This is a genomic window from Pseudomonas sp. NFACC05-1 (assembly GCF_900100135.1).
In the GTDB taxonomy this organism is placed as follows: domain Bacteria; phylum Pseudomonadota; class Gammaproteobacteria; order Pseudomonadales; family Pseudomonadaceae; genus Aquipseudomonas; species Aquipseudomonas fluorescens_Q.
In genome coordinates, this window is sequence record NZ_FMTR01000005.1 from 136,982 (window position 1) to 152,882 (window position 15,901).

Consider the following 15,901-nt stretch of genomic DNA (forward strand, 5'->3'; position numbering starts at 1 on the left):
GAGCGCCAAAAGTGACCAAAAGCGCTTTGCCCCACCACTTGGTGCCTCGCCTAGGCTCAGCATGCCCTCACTTCGGCATTGCTCCGTGGGCCGAGGCCATCCATGGCCCAGCACGGCTATCCCGGCATCCATGCCGGGATGCCCATTGCGCAATGCCTGCGTTCGGCCAGCGTGGCTTAACGGGGCGTTCAGATCAAAATCCAAAGCAAGAGCAAGAGCAAGAGCAAGAGCAAGAGCAAGAGCGGGACATATGCCAGCATCTTCGGGGCTGAGCTACCGCTATCGCGAGCAAGCTCGCTCCCACAATGGTCCTGTGGTGAATATAAGACTTATGAACACCCAAGATCACCTGTGGGAGCTTGCTTGCGATGACATAGGCACATCCAACATCTTCACAAACTGATCCACCGCTTTCGCGAGCAAGCCCGCTCCCACAGGAGAAACGCGGTCCCACCTAAACCAGGTCGGCTATCAGGCCGCCTCGTGGTGGACGTTGATCTCGGCGCCCCGTTAACCACGCTGGCTGAACGAAGGTATTGCGCAGTGGGCAACCCGGCATGGATGCCGGGTTAGCCGCGCTGGGCCATGGATGGCCCTTCGCGGCGGCCCACGGAGCAATGCCTTCGTTCAGGCATGCCGAGCCTAGGCGAGGCACCGAGTGGTGGGGCAGGAGCGCTTTGGTTACTTTCGCGCTTTTCGAAAGTGACCCGCCGTCAGGGCGGAACCCTAAGTGGCCGTTACCGCAGCAACGGATATACACCCAAAACCAAGCCCAAAAAAAACGGCGCTCCCCTCTTCAGGAAGCGCCGTTTTTTCTAGCGACTTAGGGCAGCAGCGTTACAGATTACAAATCCTTAACGGTACGAACCTGATCCTTGTTCACGCGAGTCTGCTTGCCATCCAGTTGCTCGAATTCGTAGAAGCCGCTTTCTTCATCGTAATGAGGGGTATCGACGGCCTGGATTTCGCGACCGTCATTCAAGGTGATCACTGTTGGCGAAGCGCACCCGGCAAGGGTGGCGAGGCCCAGAGCGAGCATGAACGTGGCGAGGGTCCGTTGTGTCATGGTGTTTCTCCGAATGGATTCTTCAAGTTACTGACCTTCAGACGTATACATTGCGCGCAAGTTCCTGGCTAGTGTCAATCTGACACGCCTTTATGTCGGGCCAGTAACTCCGGGGTGTTCAGATTGGCCAGCCGTGGGTCGTCGGCAGGGCATTGCAAGGCAACGGCGTGCAACGCGCGCATAACCCGACCGGGGCTGCGTTCGCCGTCGCTCCAGGCTTTTTCGAAGCTCGCTGCCAGGGCCAATGGGATGACACACAGCAGCGGTTCCCAATGCTCGCCGTGCCGCACCATCAATGGCTGATCGGGGTGCTGGCTGGCCGTCCTGCGCATGTTGTCGAGCAGGCCTGCGTCGATCTGCGGCACGTCGCACGGTAGCACCAGCAAATACGGATGCTTCGCAGCCTTGAGGCCTGCCCGGATACCTGCCAGCGGCCCGGGAAAGTCGCCTTCCTCGTCATGCACCAACTGATCGGCATACGGTGCATAACGTTGCGCATTACGGTTGCAGGAAATGATCAGGTCATCGCTCAGGGCGCGGGTCTGGCGATGGATATGGGCAATCAGCGGTTCGCCTTGCCACTGCACCAGGCCTTTGTCCTGACCGCCCATGCGTTGCCCGCGGCCACCCGCCAAGAGCAGAATGGAGCAGGATGGCAGCGGCGTAATCGAGGTCATGGCGTGTCTCCGCACGGGCGCAAAAATGAAGCGCTGTGATATAACACCGGGCTGTTTCCTTCACAACTGGACGAGCCTATGAAAGCCAAGGCTGATGTACCTTTCGTGCCGCTCAATATCGCGGTGCTGACTGTCAGTGATACTCGTACCCTGGAAACCGATACGTCCGGGCAGGTCTTCGTCGATCGGCTCACGGCGGCCGGCCACAACCTGGCACAGCGGGTCCTGCTCAAAGATGATTTGTACAAGATCCGTGCGCAAGTCGCGACCTGGATTGCCGAAGACGTGGTGCAGGTGGTGCTGATCACCGGCGGCACGGGTTTCACCGGGCGTGACAGCACGCCGGAAGCCGTCACGTGCCTGCTGGACAAGCAGGTCGATGGCTTTGGCGAGTTGTTTCGACAGATATCCGTGGCCGACATCGGCACTTCCACCGTGCAGTCCCGCGCGCTGGCAGGCCTGGCCAATGGCACGCTGGTGTGTTGCCTGCCGGGTTCGACCAACGCGGTGCGTACCGGATGGGATGGCATCCTGGCCGAACAGCTGGATGTGCGGCATCGGCCGTGCAACTTCGTGGCTCATTTGAAACAGGCAGCGCCTTGTGAATCCCGTGGGTAAACCGGGCAAGGCCGGGGCCTTGATGGCTGTTGAGGTCGCGTTGGAGCGACTGCTCGAGATGGCGGCTGCCACGCCGATTGTCCAGCGCGAGCATTTGCCTTTGGCCGCGGCGCTAGGGCGAGTGCTCGCCGAGGATCTGGTGTCGACCCTTGATTTGCCGCCATGGCCCAACAGCGCCATGGACGGCTATGCCTTGCGGTTGGCTGACTGGAGCGGCGAGCCGTTGACGGTCAGCCAGCGGATTTTTGCCGGGCAGGCCCCGGATCCGCTGGCGGTTGGCACGTGTGCGCGGATCTTCACCGGGGCGCCAGTCCCTGCTGGCGCCGATTGCGTCGAGATGCAGGAAAATGCCGTGGTTGAAGACGACCAGCGGGTGCGGTTTACCGAGCCCATGGTCAGCGGGCAGAACATTCGCCCCCAGGGACAGGAGACCACCGTCGGCGAGCAGGTGCTTTCTGCCGGTACGCGCCTGGGGCCGATCGAGCTGGGGCTGGCAGCCTCCTTGGGCTGTGCCTCGCTGGAAGTGGTGCGCAAAGTTCGCGTCGCAGTCCTGTCCACGGGGGATGAGCTGGTCGAACCCGGTCAGGCGTTGGGCCCGGGCCAGATCTATAACAGCAACCGCGTGCTGCTGTGTGGCTGGCTGCAATGCATGGGTTGTGAAGTGATTGACGCGGGTATCCTGCCTGACGATTTATCGGCCACCCGCGAGCGCCTGGCACAGTTGTCTGATGTCGATCTGATCCTGTCCACCGGTGGAGTATCGGTGGGGGAGGCGGATTTCCTGGGCATCGCCTTGCGCGAGGACGGCGAGCTGGCGCTATGGAAACTCGCCATCAAGCCGGGTAAGCCGCTGACGTTCGGGCATTACCGTGGCGTGCCGGTCATAGGCCTGCCTGGAAACCCTGCCTCGACCCTCGTGACTTTCGCACTGCTGGCACGGCCCTACCTGCTAAGACGCCAGGGCGTTAAGTCGGTGGCGCCGCTCATGTTCAAGGTGCCGGCCGGTTTCGCCTGGCCGAAGGCTGGCAGTCGACGAGAATACTTGCGAGGCCGCATGGAGAATGGTCGAGCGATCATCTACCGGAATCAAAGCTCGGGTGTCCTTCGCAGCGCCGCCTGGGCCGAAGGGTTGGTCGAAGTGCTTGAGGGACGGACGCTGGTGGAGGGCGATGAGGTGGGTTTCATTCCCTTGAGCGAAGTCCTGGGTTAGCACCGTGGCAGGTGTCCTGCGGCCCGAGCCGGATCCTCGGGCCTTCACGCCTCTCACCTTCATCGTGTGAGCAGCATCACCACCTGATCGAATCGATTGTTCGCAATCCAGCCCAGCAGACCGAGCACCACCGCTGCAGCGCCAGCCGAATAGGCCAGCCTGTGGCGGATCACCTTTACGTCGGTGCGAATTTCATCCATGTCTTTGCGGATGTATTTGAGGTGGGTTTCCAGTTCAACGACGCGCGGTTCCAAATCAATTCCTCCAACGGGATTACTGCAACTTTTGCATGCGTTCTGAGTATTGGCCCGCCCGCTTCCAAGGGGAGCGCGCTGCTGGGGCAACAGCTTGTATTCACGGTTATGCATGGGACGGTTCATCCCCTTGGCCATAACTGTTCAAACGACTGATCCGGCCCCAGCGGGCCGTGACGTATCCATCCATGGGTAAGTGCTTCCTTGTGTGAAGAGGGTTTTAGCGTTCCAGCAAAACAGAAGGCCAAGGTGTCTCAATACCGCTAGAGGGTCAATTGAGCTGATTCGCCAGATCGTGTAAGAAAACTCTTCGAATCAAGACGTCCCGGTCGAACGAGCTGCCCTGCGGGTTTTTCCCGGGGGCAAGCCTTCCTGCTTTTTTAATAAATTGAGATGTTTCGGGCTTTTTCGCTCGAATGAGTGGTCCCATTTCCTGAACCTTCCAATGACGGAGACAACGATGAGCAAAGGCAAGGCGCTGTTGATTTTGCATGGCAAGCAAGCGCTCAACGAAGAGGTTCGCACGGCAGTGATGCTCAAGCGCGAGCAGGGCTGGGACCTGGCGGTACGGTTGACCTGGGAGGCCGGTGATGCCCAACGATGCGTCGATGAGGCGCTGGAGGCCGGTTATACGCGACTGATCGCCGGCGGCGGTGATGGGACCTTGCGTGATATCGCCGAAGCGATCGTCCTCCATTCGAGTGAAGCCAGCCTGGTACTGCTGCCGCTGGGCACTGCCAACGATTTCGCCCGGGCGGCTGGCGTTCCGTTGGAGCCTGCGCAGGCCCTGGATTTGCTCGACGTTGCGCCGCAGGCCGTGGATGTGGGGGAAGTCTGCGGTCGGATTTTCCTGAACATGGCCACCGGCGGTTTTGGCAGCCAAGTGACGGCGAACACTTCCGAGGATCTCAAGAAAGTCCTGGGAGGCGCGGCCTACCTGTTCACCGGCCTGTCACGATTCAGTGAGCTGAGTGCCGCCTATGGTGAGTTGCAGGGACCCGATTTCCACTGGCAAGGCGATTTGCTCGCGCTGGGCATCGGCAATGGCCGTCAGGCGGGGGGTGGCCACGTGCTGTGCCCGCAGGCGTTGGCCGATGATGGGTTGCTGGACATCAGCATCTTGCCGGCGCCTCAGGAGGTGGTCAGTACGTTGAAGGACTTGCTGGCGGGTGGCCTGGGCATCGACAACATGTTTGTCCGCGCGCGCTTGCCATGGGTGGAGATCAAGGTCGCGCAAGGCCTGGATATCAATCTCGATGGCGAGCCGTTGCAGGTAGACGCCCTGCGTTTCACTGTCCGCCCAAAAGCACTGAACGTGCACCTGCCGTCCGATTCGCCGCTGTTGGGTGGCGCGACGGCGCTCAATCGTCCAGGCTGATGATCTGTTCGCGAACCGCGAACAGCACAAGGCCGGCCACGTCATGGATCTGCAGGCGCTTCATTATTTGCGCCCGGTGGGTTTCCACGGTCTTGATGCTCAGGTTCAGGCCGTTGGCTATTTCCCGGGTGGACTTGCCGCGCACGATCAGCCGCAGTATTTCCAGCTGGCGTGCCGTCAGGTTATGAGTCCGGGCGGGGTCCGACTGATGCTTCTGGACGCGGGTCAGCGCCTGGTTGATCACGGTATGGGCGATGGCCGGGCTCAGGTAGCGTTCGTTGTTGCGCAGCGCCTCCAAGGCGTGTTTCAGCTCATTGGCGGTGGTGTCCTTGAGCAAATAGCCATGGGCTCCGGATTCCAGCGCCTGCATGATCAGCGCCGGATCCGTATGCATGGACAGGATCAGCACCTTGCTGTGGGGGCGCACCCGCTTGAGCTGTTGCAGGGCGTCCAGGCCGCAGGTGTCCTTCATGGAAATGTCCAGCAGCACGATATCGGGGTTCAACCGTTCGACCAGTTCGACCAATCGCGTGCCATCGCTGGCTTCACCAATGACGGCATAGCCCGGGATATCCATGACCAGCGCGCGCACGCCGGCCCTGATCAGGGAGTGGTCATCGACCAGGAGCAAATTACAAATCAAAGGAGAACCTTATTCTTACTGGCTCGTTCCAGGGCTCGCGGCGCCCAGGGAAAGCGTGCTTCGATGTGCGTGCCCTTGCCGGCCTCGCTGATGACCTTGAGGGTGCCGCCCAACTGTTCGACCCGCTCCGACATGCCGGCCATGCCCCGTTGGCCTTCGCGAGCGGGGTGGGTGGCCGGGACAAATCCCTGGCCATCGTCGCTGATCAGCAGGCTCAGGCCGTCAGGCAGGCGTTGCAAGCGTACCAGCAGATTCGTCGCCCGGGCATGACGCAAGATGTTGGTGACCGCTTCCTGGGTGATCCGGAACACCGCGACCGACATTTCCTCCGGGATGCCTGCCATGCGCTGTTGGCAATCGAGGCTCCACTTCACCGGGGCATTGGCCAGCGTCTTGAGCAGGTGCGCCCGCAGGCTGGCTTCCAGTCCGAGGCTGGCCAGTTGCCGGGGGTTGAGGATCGCCGATACGTCGCGAACCTTGTTGAGGGTTTCGTCCAGGGTCTCGCAGAGTAGCGCGCATTGGCCTTGCAATTCTTCCGGCATCCGCCGCTTGAGCCATTCGCCTTGCAGCTTCGCTGCGGTCAGCAACTGGCCAATGTCGTCGTGCAATTCGCGGCTGAGGCGATGGCGCTCGTTTTCCTGGACTTCAAGCAACCGGTCGGCCAGTTCCTGAGGCTGGAACTTGATGGATTTGCGTGACAATCGATGGTGGATCGCCACACAGGTCATGGCCGCGACATTCAGTACCAGCAGGCTCAACGGCACCGTGTAGGCGAACAGGTAGGCCAGCAGGCAGCCGAGGGTCGAGCAGATACACAATAATAATGTGAAGCGACGGGCGTTTTCTCGGGAGGGAGGCCAGGTGATGAATGACTTGAGGCTGGCGTACATAGCGGATGGAGCCAATGAATGTTCGCTGCGGGCTGGCCGGTCAGCGCATCTGACAGGCCCGGTCGGGTAAACGTTTCAGGTCGAGGGCAGCTTCGGTCGGCGGCTTTTACGGCGCTGTCTTGAAGTGGCTGACGCGCGAGATAGTACCACTTCACCTATCGTTGGTCGCGCTCGGCATGGCGCGGTGAGCGCTACGCACCAGGCACGCAGCACTGAGCCGGCATCGTCGTCTCAGGCTTGTTTCTGGGGGTAGGGTACCAAGGCCAGCGGACGTGACGCCGCCGATGCCTGGCCAGGGCTCTGGCCTACCTGGAAAGCGAATGCCTCGATCAACGAGATCTGTTCGCTGGTGTCCAGGCCCAACTGGCCGGTGGTGTGATCGACCAGTTCCAATTGCCAGGCCATCAGGGTTAAACAATCCTTCAGGGCGTCCAAGGCCTGGTCATGCAACTCCATGTGGTTTTGCGCGTGACTGAGCAAACCATGGATGTGCAGTGAAAACTCCGAAACGGCTTCCAACGCCAAGGCATTGGCCTTGTTCGACAGTTTCAGCAAGGTGCTGAGCATGCAATCGATGGCATCCTTGTCGTTGTTGATCAATTGCAGATGGCTCAGGCATTCCTCCGACTTGGCCAGCAGCGTCTCGGCTTCGATCAGAAGCTCGGGAAGACGCTGACTCCAGTTCCTGCGATCGTTCGGCATGCTTATCTCCACAACATCATGTCAGGCGAAAGGAAACCGCTGATGGCGAACGGCTGGATCTCAAGGTCGACCGCGGTCGGACGCACGGCGACACATCCCTGCCGTTCAGCGAAAGTGAATTCGCAAACAATTGCACGGGTGGGATCGGCCGAAGGACTGGAGGTCCGATGTCCTGTGGTCGCGCACAAAAGCCTGACTCCGTTCAGCAATGAGAATGGCGTCACATTAATGGCTATTGGATACCGGGAATATCAGGTTGGACCTGATTGTGCCTAGGGGAATCCCTTAGGCAGGGGAACTTTGCACACAAGCGAGGGTCGCGTGGCAGGGAAAAATCGCAGATGAAATCATGAAGCCAGTAAAGCATGATGTTAATGTGACATCAATGCCCCGCGCTTGTATTTTATCCGGGGGTCAAGATTCGGTCCGTCCAGCCGATATCTCATTCATTGGATTCATCCGAACAAGCCCAGGAGTCATCAATGGCCGGCATTCTCGACACAGTAGATCAACGAACCCAACTGGTGGGTGAGAATCGCCTGGAAATTCTCATGTTTCGCTTGGCGGGTCGACAGTTGTTCGCCATTAACGTGTTCAAGGTCCAGGAAGTGCTGCAGTTGCCGAAGCTGACCCTGATGCCGCAGCGTCACGCGTTCGTGTGCGGCGTGGTCAATCTGCGCGGCCAGACGTTGCCGGTGATCGACCTGTCCCAGGCCATTGGCATGCGTCCTTTGGTGCCGGGCCCCAACAGCACCATTATCGTGACTGAATACAACCGCTCGGTTCAGGCATTCCTGGTGGGCGGCGTCGACCGCATCGTCAACATGAACTGGGAAGCCATCCTGCCACCGCCGACCAGCGCTGGCCGTGAGCACTACCTGACGGCCATCAGCAAGGTGGACGATCAGTTGGTGGAAATCATCGACGTGGAAAAAGTCCTGGCCGAAATCGTGCCGTACAACGCCAAGGTCTCCCGGGACAAGCTTGAGGACCCGGTGCTGGAGCGCGCCCGTGGTCGCGAAGTGTTGCTGGTGGACGACTCCAACGTCGCGCTCTCGCAACTGCGCGATACCCTGGGGCAACTGGGCGTGAAAATGCACATCGCCAGCGACGGCCTCAAAGCCCTGAACATGCTCAAGGCCTGGGCCGATACCGGCGAGGTCATGACCGATAAATTGCTGATGATCTTCACTGACGCGGAAATGCCCGAAATGGACGGCTACCGGCTGACCACCGAAATCCGCAACGACCCGCGCTTGCGTGGGCTCTATGTCGTACTGCACACCTCGCTGTCCGGCAGCTTCAACGATTCGATGGTCAAGAAGGTCGGTTGCGACAACTTCCTCTCCAAATTCCAGCCGGACAAGCTGGTCGATGTAGTGCGCCAGCGGCTGATGCTCGACTGAAACCGATGGTGGTTTGCTTCAATGGCCGGCTCGTATAAGGTGGCATTTTTTCGCCACCAGGGAAGTTGACCATGTTGCGGCTGAGCGCGCTGTATCGGTATCCGTTGAAGTCCGGCAAGGGCGAGTCCTTGCAAGGGATCGGCCTGGACAAGCTCGGGCTGGACGGTGACCGGCGCTGGATGCTGGTGGATGAGGGCACAGGGCGTTTCCTGACCCAGCGAGCCGTGGCGAAGATGAGCCAGCTCTCAGCCTTGTGGAACGAATCGGGCGGCCTGACGCTCAGCGCGCCGGGCCATGGCGCCATCGACGTGCCGCTGCCGCCAGTGGTGGAGGAACAGCGGCGCGGGGTGATTATCTGGCGTGACACCTTGCGTGTGCCGGATGCCGGTGACGAGGCCGCGGCCTGGGTCAGCGAATTCATCGGCAATCCTACCCGCCTGGTGCATGTGCCGGTGGATCTGGCGCGTACCACCGCCGCCGGTTATGGCAAGGATGACGATAAGGTTGCCTTTGCCGATGGTTTCCCCCTGCTGCTGATTGGCCAGGCGTCCTTGCAGGACCTGTCGAGTCGGGTCGGTCGTTCGCTGGAAATGTTGCGCTTTCGCCCCAACCTGGTGGTCGAGGGCAGCGAGGCGTTTGCCGAGGACGGCTGGAAGCGCATTCGTATCGGCGAGGTTGAGTTCCGGCTGGTCAAGCCATGCTCACGTTGCATCATGACCACGGTCGATCCGCAAACCGGCGAACGCGATCCGAATCGCGAACCCTTTGCCACGTTGCAGCAGTACCGCTCGACACCGGACGGTGCGATGTTCGGTCAGAATCTGGTCAACGACAGCAACGGTCGGCTTGAAGTTGGCATGCCGGTTGAAGTGCTCGAATAAAAGGATCCGTAAACAAAAATGTGTGGCGAGGGGATTTATCCCCGCTGGGCTGCGAAGCAGCCCCAAAAAGGCTGAACACAATCAGCCTGATACACAGAGGGCGGCAGGTCTGGGGCTGCTTCGCAGCCCAGCGGGGATAAATCCCCTCGCCACAGATGAGCGGCGTATCTATGCCACAGAATCAGCCGCGATACTCACACAGGTAAGCGGTGTCGACGGCCACTTTGAGCTGGAATTTGCTGTTGGCCGGAACGTTGAACTGGCTGCCGGCTTCGAAGGTTTCCCAGTCGGTGCTGTCAGGCAGCTTCACGGTCAGGGCGCCGGAGACCACGTGCATGATTTCCCGTTGGGCCGTGCCGAACTCATATTCGCCCGGTGCCATGACGCCGATGGTCGCAGGGCCTTCGGCAGTGCCAAAAGCGATCGACTTGACGGTGCCGTCGAAGTACTCGTTGACTTTAAACATGGGCGATTCCTCGAAAAAGGGGCTGAAAAAGGCCGGTCAGTATGCACAAGGCCGCTACATTCGTCATCTGCCGCACGGGGAGGTGGCTGCCGCTCAACCCGGAAGCACCAGGGGCAACAACCGCGCGGTATTGCGGGCATCTTCCAGCGCTCGGTGCTGTTGACCGCAGAATTGCAGGCCCGCCAGTTGCAGCGCGCCATTGAGCCCCAGCGGTCGCTCCAGTCGACGGGCCTTGGCGAAGCGTTGCTTGAGGTTCATGTGCGGCACCTGGCCGAGGACACTGTGCAATTGCTGGTGCTGCCATTCCTGAAGCAGTTGCTTGCGGTCGTAATCGCCCCAACTGACCCAGCTTTCCAGCTTCGACTGATACGGCGCCAGCCAGCGCTCGAACACCGGCCAGACCTCGGTCAAGGGGGCGGCACCGTCGATGTTGGCCTGGGTGATGTGGGTCAGTTCGCGACAGAAGGGCGTGAGCAGTGGTCGCCTCAGGGGCCGCACGAAGCGCTGGAAATGATCCACTTCGCGGCCGTCACGATTCACCAGCGTGGCGCCGATTTCGATAATTTCCATTTCGGTTACCGGCCAGCCACCTTCATCGGTGGTGGCCTCCAGATCAATCACCAGCCAGTGAGGCATTGCAGGGTTCCCGGTATCGGCGTGCTGATGGGTTTGAGCGTAGTCAAACCCTCGGCATCCGACTAGTGGGCCCTTTCAACGCGCAACAAAACCTGGCGTTTTTTCACCTGGTCACCCCGCGCGACCTGCAATTGCCTGACCACGCCGTCGACGCCGGCCTTGAGTGGGTGCTCCATTTTCATGGCCTCAAGCACCATGAGCAACTGGCCTTGGTGCACGGTGCTGCCTTCGCGGACCCGCAGCTCGACAATGGCGCCGTCCATTGGCGCCTTGAGCGTGCCGTCGCTGGCGCTGGTCTTGGCGGCGATGGGGGCCAGGGTCCGATCTTGCAGGTGCAGGCCACCAGGGCAGGCGAACAGCCAGAGATCGTTGCCATCGAGGCGCCACGCATGCCGCCGGCGAATCCCATCGATCACCAATGTTGCGCCATGGGGGGTAGCGTCGAGCAACCTCAGTTCGATCAAGCGCCCGGCACCGCGTATGTTAAATGTGCCGTCGGCTTCGGCCATCAGGCTCAGCGTCCAGTCGTGCTCCCCGACACCGATCCGGTAATGCAGCGCCACGCCGATGCTGTTGCGCCATCCGCCCAGGCCCTGAGCATGCCGTGCCTGCGAGGCCTGATAAAACGCTGCCGTGGCGATGGCGAGTTGTTCGGCAGAGGGCTCAAGGGGCCGGAGCGCCGCATGATCGGCAAAGTGCTGCCCGATGAATCCGTTGCCGAAGTCACCGTCGATGAACCGCGGATGTACCAGCAACCCGGTGAGCAGCCGCTGATTGCTCTGGACGCCAAGCAGGACGCAATCTTCCACCGCTCGCAATAATTTGCGTCGGGCCTCCTCGCGAGTGGCGCCGTGGACGATGAGCTTGCCTAGCATCGAGTCGTAAAACGGGGTGATGGCTTGGCCCTCCAGCAGGCCATGGTCGATTCGCACGCCGTCCTGCATGGGCGGCTCCCAACCGATCAACCGCCCGGTCTGGGGCAGAAAATCCGCTGCCGGGTCCTCGGCGTACAGCCGCACCTGCATGGCATGGCCGCTAAGCGTCACCTGCTCCTGGCGCAGGGGCAGCGCCCTGCCGGCGGCGACGTCCAATTGCCAGGCCACCAGATCCAGGCCGGTGATCAACTCGGTGACCGGGTGTTCGACCTGCAGGCGCGTGTTCATCTCCAGGAAGTAAAACCGACCGTCCGCAGCGAGCAGGAACTCCACGGTCCCGGCCCCGACATAATTCACTGCGCGTCCGGCCTTGAGCGCCGCGTCACCCATGGCCCGGCGCAGGTCGGTGGTCATGACCGGGCAGGGCGCTTCCTCGATGACTTTCTGGTGGCGCCGCTGGATCGAGCAGTCCCGTTCGCCCAGGTGGATCAGCTGACCGTGATGGTCGCCGAAGATCTGCACTTCCACATGCCGCGGATCGATCAACGCCTGTTCGAGGATCAACTCGTCGCTGCCAAAACCGTGCAGGGCCTCCGAGCGCGCGCCGCGCAACTGCTCCAGCAGGTCCTCGGCCCGCTGGACCAGGCGCATGCCTCGACCTCCGCCGCCGGCGCTGGCCTTGATCATCAACGGGTAGCCGATACGCCCGGCTTCGCGCTGCAGCGTGTCGTCGTCCTGGGCGGCACCCTGGTAACCGGCGATGCAGGGAACGCCGGCTTCAATCATGGCGATTTTTGCCCGGCGCTTGCTGCCCATCAGGTCGATGGCCTCGGGGCTGGGGCCGATGAACACGATGTCGGCCGCTTCGCAGGCCTTGGCGAACCCGGCATTTTCCGAAAGGAAGCCGTAGCCGGGATGGATCGCATCGGCTCCGCAGCGCCGGGCTGCATCGAGAATGGCAGAGGGGTTGAGGTAGGACTGCTGCGCCGCGGCTGGGCCGATCAACACCGCTTCATCGGCCATGCGCACATGCAGCGCGTCGGCGTCAGCCTCGCTGAACACCGCTACCGTGCGATAACCCAGGGCTTGGGCGGTGCGCTGGATGCGACAGGCGATTTCGCCGCGGTTGGCGATGAGGATTTTGCTGAAGGCGGGCATGGGTTCATTCCTGGCGTCTTGCGGTGTCTGTATGGGCCTCATCGCGAGCAAGCTCTGCTCCCACAGGCGAATGCACTCACTGGGCATTGTGGGAGCAAAGCGTGCTCGCGATGGCGCTCTGGCAGGTGATGCACTCAGTTTTTCTTTCCCGGCAAAATCCCCATGAGTTTGCAGATGATGCCCAGCATGATCTCGTCCGCACCGGCACCGATGGACACCAGCCGCACGTCGCGATAGGCCCGGGCGACCGGGTTGTCCCACATGAAGCCCATGCCGCCCCAGTATTGCAGGCAACTGTCGGTGGTTTCCCGGGCCAGGCGTCCGGCCTTGAGCTTGGCCATCGACGCCAGTCGCGTGACGTCCTGGCCGTTGATGTACTGCTCGGTGGCCTGGTAGACCAGCGCCCGCAGGCATTCGATCTCGCTGGCCAGCTCCGCCAGGCGAAAGTGGATCACCTGGTTATCGATCAGGGCTGCGCCGAAGGTCTTGCGTTCCTTGCAGTACTCGATGGTGTTGTCGATGCAATGCTCCAGGCCCTTGAGCATGTTGGCCGCGCCGAACAGGCGTTCTTCCTGGAATTGCAGCATCTGCATCATGAACCCGGCGCCCTCCTGGCCGATGCGATTGCGTTGTGGCACCCGCACGTCGTCGAAAAACACCTGGGCGGTTTCCGAGCTGCGCATGCCGAGTTTGTCCAGGTGCTGGCCAAGGCTGATGCCGGGGCTGTGCATCGGCACCATGATCAGCGACTTGTTGACGTGGGGCTTGTCGTCCGAGGTATTCGCCAACAGGCAGATGAAGTCAGCGCTTGGCGCATTGGTGATCCACATCTTGCTGCCATTGATGACGTAGTCGTCGCCGTCCTTGCGCGCGGTGGTCTTGAGGCCGGCGACGTCGGAGCCGGCGCCCACCTCCGAGACGCCGATGCAGCCCACCTGTTCGCCGCGGATGGCCGGGCGCAGGAAGGCTTCACGCAACTCATCGGAGCCGAAGCGGGCCAGGGCCGGGGTACACATGTCGGTTTGCACGCCGATGGACATGGGCACGCCGCCGCAATGAATGGTGCCGAATTCCTCGGCCGCGACGATCGAATAGCTGTAGTCCAGGCCCATGCCGCCGAAGGCCGCTGGTTTGGAGATGCCCAGCAGGCCCAGCTCGCCGGCCTTGCGGAAAACCTCATGGATGGGAAAACGCCCGGCTTTCTCCCATTCGTCGACGTAAGGGTTGATGTCATGCTCGACAAACTGGCGAACGGTGCGCCGCAGTGCTTCGTGTTCCTGGGTGAAGATCATTTTCAGTGTTCTCCTGTGAGCCGTGGAGCGTCCTCAGAAACGGGCCACGCCGAAGCTGTTGGCTTGCAGTGGCCGCTGCTCGGCCTCGTGACAGATGTCCAGCAGGTAGCCCAGCAAAGTGCGCGTGTCGCGCGGATCGATGAGCCCGTCGTCCCACAGGCTGGCGCTGCCGTAGAGGGCGGTGGACTGGCTGTCGAGTTTCTGCGCGGTGGTTTGTTCGAGCAGGTCCAGCGCCTTCGGGTCGGGGAGCAGGCCGTTCTTGATCTGCGTGGCCTCGGTGACCATGCGCAGGACCTTGCCGGCCTGGGCACCGCCCATCACCGCCGTATGGCTGTTGGGCCAGGCGAAGATGAAGCGTGGGTCCAGCCCACGGCCGCACATGGCGTAATTGCCGGCGCCATAGGAGCCGCCCACCACGACGGTCAGCTTGGGCACTCGGGCATTGGCCACGGCCTGGATCATCTTGGCGCCGTGCTTGATCACCCCTTGTCGCTCTGACTCGGTGCCGACCATGAACCCGGTGGTGTTGTGCAAAAACAGCAACGGCGTGCGGCTCTGGTCGCACAATTGGATGAACTGGGCGGCCTTGCTGGCGCCTTGCGGCGTGATGGGGCCGTTGTTGCCGATCAGGCCGCAGGCATGGCCGCGAATGTGCAGGTGACCGCAAATCGTCTGGGCGTCGAACTCGCTTTTGAAGGCCAGGAAATTCGAGCCGTCGGCGATGCGGGCGATGATTTCCTGCACGTCATAGGGTTTCTTCGGGTCGTCGGGGACCAGTCCCAATAATTCGTCGGCAGGGTAGAGCGGTTCCGGCCAGCTCCGTTCGGGCTGCGGTGGCAGTTGTGCATTCCAGGGCAGCAGGCTGAGAATCTCCCGGGCCAGGCGCACGCCGTCGGCGTCGTTCTCCGCCAGGTATTCGGCGGTGCCCGCCACCTGCGCATGCATCTGTGCACCGCCCAATTCCTCCTCGCTGGCCACTTCGCCGGTCGCGGCCTTGAGTAACGGCGGCCCGGCCAGGAACAAGCGCGCCTTGTCGCGCACCACCACCACGTAATCCGACAACCCTGGCTGATAAGCCCCGCCTGCGGTGGCCGAGCCATGCACCACGGTGATCTGTGGCAGGCCCATGGCCGACATGCGTGCCTGGTTGGCGAAGCAGCGTGCGCCTTCGACGAAAATCTGCGCGGCGTAATTGAGATTGGCGCCGCCACTTTCGGCGAGGGTGATGACCGGCAGTTTGTTTTCCATGGCGATCTGTTGCAGGCGCAGGGTCTTGTACAAGCCGCTGGGGGAAATCGTGCCGCCCTTGATTGCGCTGTTGTTGGCCACCACCAGCACCCGCACCCCGGACACGTAGCCGATCCCGGCGATCAGGCCGCCGCCGGCCTGGCTACCGTCCTTGTCGTCATGGAGTTTGTAGCCGGCCAGGCTCGCCAGTTCGAGGAACGGCGCGCCAGGGTCCAGCAGCAGGTTCAGGCGCTGGCGCGGCATCAATTGGCCGCGCTGGTCGAACTTGCCCTGGGCCTGGGCGGCTTTCTCCAGCACGGCCTGTTCGAGCTGGCGCAGCCGTTCGACACCGGCCAGCATCGCCGCGTGGTTGCGCGTGAAGTCAGCGCAGTGCGGGTCAAGGTGCGATTCGATGACTGGCATTGGAGTTCCTCATGTTCGAACAACTGCGCACAACCCTGTGGCGAGGGAGCTTGCTCCCGCTCGATTGCGCAGCAATCGCAAAAATCGGGGTCGCTGCGC

16 protein-coding genes are annotated in these 15,901 nt (G+C 61.6%); 5 read left to right on the forward strand and 11 right to left on the reverse strand.

Features of this window, described 5'->3' with window-relative positions:
• Positions 1–844: 844 nt before the first annotated feature.
• Positions 845–1,066: a YgdI/YgdR family lipoprotein gene (locus BLO97_RS10610; RefSeq protein WP_003199454.1), complete on the reverse strand. Its 222-nt coding sequence runs from the start codon at positions 1,064–1,066 to the stop codon at positions 845–847.
• 74 nt (positions 1,067–1,140) lie between these two features.
• Positions 1,141–1,743, reverse strand: a complete 603-nt coding sequence (gene mobA, locus BLO97_RS10615; RefSeq protein WP_092222963.1) for a molybdenum cofactor guanylyltransferase MobA — start codon at positions 1,741–1,743, stop codon at positions 1,141–1,143.
• Between the two features lie 78 nt (positions 1,744–1,821).
• Here mobA and moaB point away from each other — a divergent pair, with 78 nt between their 5' ends.
• Complete coding sequence (moaB, locus tag BLO97_RS10620; protein WP_063322294.1) at positions 1,822–2,361, forward strand: molybdenum cofactor biosynthesis protein B; 540 nt, start codon at positions 1,822–1,824, stop codon at positions 2,359–2,361.
• A gap of 22 nt (positions 2,362–2,383) precedes the next feature.
• Positions 2,384–3,571 carry a molybdopterin molybdotransferase MoeA gene (glp, locus tag BLO97_RS10625; RefSeq protein WP_175489841.1) on the forward strand — a complete coding sequence of 396 codons (1,188 nt, stop codon included), beginning with the start codon at positions 2,384–2,386 and terminating at the stop codon, positions 3,569–3,571.
• 59 nt (positions 3,572–3,630) lie between these two features.
• Here the strand turns inward: glp and BLO97_RS31890 are convergent, their stop codons facing one another.
• Entirely contained in the window at positions 3,631–3,939 is a 309-nt protein-coding gene (locus BLO97_RS31890; RefSeq protein ID WP_256571802.1) for a hypothetical protein, read from the reverse strand.
• A 346-nt stretch (positions 3,940–4,285) separates the two neighbouring features.
• Between BLO97_RS31890 and yegS the strand changes: the two genes are divergently transcribed.
• Positions 4,286–5,203, forward strand: a complete 918-nt coding sequence (gene yegS, locus BLO97_RS10635) for a lipid kinase YegS (RefSeq protein WP_092144789.1) — start codon at positions 4,286–4,288, stop codon at positions 5,201–5,203.
• On the opposite strand, the gene BLO97_RS10640 is transcribed toward yegS, so the two are convergent.
• The 3 genes from BLO97_RS10640 to BLO97_RS10650 all read right to left on the reverse strand — a co-directional run bounded on the left by BLO97_RS10640 (position 5,187) and on the right by BLO97_RS10650 (position 7,438).
• Positions 5,187–5,846 (reverse strand): response regulator, encoded by a 660-nt coding sequence (locus BLO97_RS10640; protein ID WP_063322291.1) that lies wholly within the window; start codon positions 5,844–5,846, stop codon positions 5,187–5,189. The genes yegS and BLO97_RS10640 overlap by 17 nt on opposite strands.
• Positions 5,843–6,736, reverse strand: a complete 894-nt coding sequence (locus BLO97_RS10645) for a sensor histidine kinase (protein WP_063322290.1) — start codon at positions 6,734–6,736, stop codon at positions 5,843–5,845. The genes BLO97_RS10640 and BLO97_RS10645 overlap by 4 nt, the downstream gene beginning before the upstream one ends.
• Positions 6,737–6,967: 231 nt before the next feature.
• Positions 6,968–7,438: a hypothetical protein gene (locus BLO97_RS10650; RefSeq protein ID WP_063322289.1), complete on the reverse strand. Its 471-nt coding sequence runs from the start codon at positions 7,436–7,438 to the stop codon at positions 6,968–6,970.
• Between the two features lie 482 nt (positions 7,439–7,920).
• On the opposite strand from BLO97_RS10650, the gene BLO97_RS10655 reads away from it, so the two are divergent.
• Positions 7,921–8,844 (forward strand): chemotaxis protein CheV, encoded by a 924-nt coding sequence (locus BLO97_RS10655; protein ID WP_063322288.1) that lies wholly within the window; start codon positions 7,921–7,923, stop codon positions 8,842–8,844.
• Positions 8,845–8,915: 71 nt separating this feature from the next.
• Complete coding sequence (locus BLO97_RS10660) at positions 8,916–9,725, forward strand: MOSC domain-containing protein (protein ID WP_092222967.1); 810 nt, start codon at positions 8,916–8,918, stop codon at positions 9,723–9,725.
• A 181-nt stretch (positions 9,726–9,906) separates the two neighbouring features.
• Here BLO97_RS10660 and BLO97_RS10665 read toward each other — a convergent pair whose 3' ends face one another.
• The 5 genes from BLO97_RS10665 to atuC all read right to left on the reverse strand — a co-directional run bounded on the left by BLO97_RS10665 (position 9,907) and on the right by atuC (position 15,802).
• Positions 9,907–10,191, reverse strand: a complete 285-nt coding sequence (locus BLO97_RS10665) for a pyrimidine/purine nucleoside phosphorylase (RefSeq protein ID WP_014337306.1) — start codon at positions 10,189–10,191, stop codon at positions 9,907–9,909.
• 93 nt (positions 10,192–10,284) lie between these two features.
• Positions 10,285–10,827, reverse strand: coding sequence for a 3'-5' exonuclease (locus BLO97_RS10670; protein WP_092345819.1), 543 nt, complete (start codon positions 10,825–10,827; stop codon positions 10,285–10,287).
• Between the two features lie 62 nt (positions 10,828–10,889).
• Positions 10,890–12,860, reverse strand: a complete 1,971-nt coding sequence (locus tag BLO97_RS10675; protein ID WP_092345821.1) for an acetyl/propionyl/methylcrotonyl-CoA carboxylase subunit alpha — start codon at positions 12,858–12,860, stop codon at positions 10,890–10,892.
• A gap of 134 nt (positions 12,861–12,994) precedes the next feature.
• A complete protein-coding gene (atuD, locus tag BLO97_RS10680) occupies positions 12,995–14,152 on the reverse strand; it encodes a citronellyl-CoA dehydrogenase (protein WP_092345823.1) in 1,158 nt (385 codons plus the stop codon).
• Positions 14,153–14,185: 33 nt separating this feature from the next.
• The gene (gene atuC, locus BLO97_RS10685) at positions 14,186–15,802 is read right to left on the reverse strand and encodes a geranyl-CoA carboxylase subunit beta (RefSeq protein ID WP_092345825.1); all 1,617 of its coding nucleotides are present in this window, start codon (positions 15,800–15,802) and stop codon (positions 14,186–14,188) included.
• Positions 15,803–15,901 lie beyond the last annotated feature (99 nt).